Origin of the sequence: Herbaspirillum sp. AP02 (genome assembly GCF_015767275.1) — a bacterium.
Classification (GTDB): domain Bacteria; phylum Pseudomonadota; class Gammaproteobacteria; order Burkholderiales; family Burkholderiaceae_D; genus Herbaspirillum.
In genome coordinates this window covers 1-1226 of the sequence record NZ_JADWMY010000022.1, presented here as the reverse complement: position 1 = coordinate 1226, position 1226 = coordinate 1, and the positions used below count along the sequence as shown (strand labels likewise).

At 60.6% G+C, this 1226-nt stretch carries 1 protein-coding gene; it reads left to right on the top strand.

Features of this window, described 5'->3' with window-relative positions:
- On the top strand, positions 1–1175 hold a 1175-nt coding region (locus I5R65_RS24190), incomplete at its 5' end, for a S49 family peptidase (RefSeq protein WP_196872337.1).
- Positions 1176–1226 lie beyond the last annotated feature (51 nt).

Genomic DNA, 1226 nt, shown 5'->3' with positions numbered 1-1226 from the left:
GCGACAGCCTGACTGCCCAGGAGGCACTCGCGACGCTGGCATTATCCGGTGATGATGACGGACCACGACAGGCCCGCAGTTATCAGGTCATGAACGGCATCGCCGTGCTGCCGGTGTCCGGCACGCTGGTCAGCCGGACGCGGGCGCTGCAGCCGTACTCGGGGATGACCGGTTACAACGGCATTATCGCCCGTCTGCAACAGGCTGCCAGCGATCCGATGGTGGACGGCATTCTGCTCGATATGGACACGCCCGGCGGGATGGTGGCGGGGGCATTTGACTGCGCTGACATCATCGCCCGTGTGCGTGACATAAAACCGGTATGGGCGCTTGCCAACGACATTAACTGCAGTGCAGGTCAGTTGCTTGCCAGTGCCGCCTCCCGGCGTCTGGTCACGCAGACCGCCCGGACAGGCTCCATCGGCGTCATGATGGCTCACAGTAATTACGGTGCTGCGCTGGAGAAACAGGGTGTGGAAATCACGCTGATTTACAGCGGCAGCCATAAGGTGGATGGCAACCCCTACAGCCATCTTCCGGATGACGTCCGGGAGACACTGCAGTCCCGGATGGACGCAACCCGCCAGATGTTTGCGCAGAAGGTGTCGGCATATACCGGCCTGTCCGTGCAGGTTGTGCTGGATACCGAGGCTGCAGTGTACAGCGGTCAGGAGGCCATTGATGCCGGACTGGCTGATGAACTTGTTAACAGCACCGATGCGATCACCGTCATGCGTGATGCACTGGATGCACGTAAATCCCGTCTCTCAGGAGGGCGAATGACCAAAGAGACTCAATCAACAACTGTTTCAGCCACTGCTTCGCAGGCTGACGTTACTGACGTGGTGCCAGCGACGGAGGGCGAGAACGCCAGCGCGGCGCAGCCGGACGTGAACGCGCAGATCACCGCAGCGGTTGCGGCAGAAAACAGCCGCATTATGGGGATCCTCAACTGTGAGGAGGCTCACGGACGCGAAGAACAGGCACGCGTGCTGGCAGAAACCCCCGGTATGACCGTGAAAACGGCCCGCCGCATTCTGGCCGCAGCACCACAGAGTGCACAGGCGCGCAGTGACACTGCGCTGGATCGTCTGATGCAGGGGGCACCGGCACCGCTGGCTGCAGGTAACCCGGCATCTGATGCCGTTAACGATTTGCTGAACACACCAGTGTAAGGGATGTTTATGACGAGCAAAGAAACCTTTACCCATTACCAGCCGCAGGGC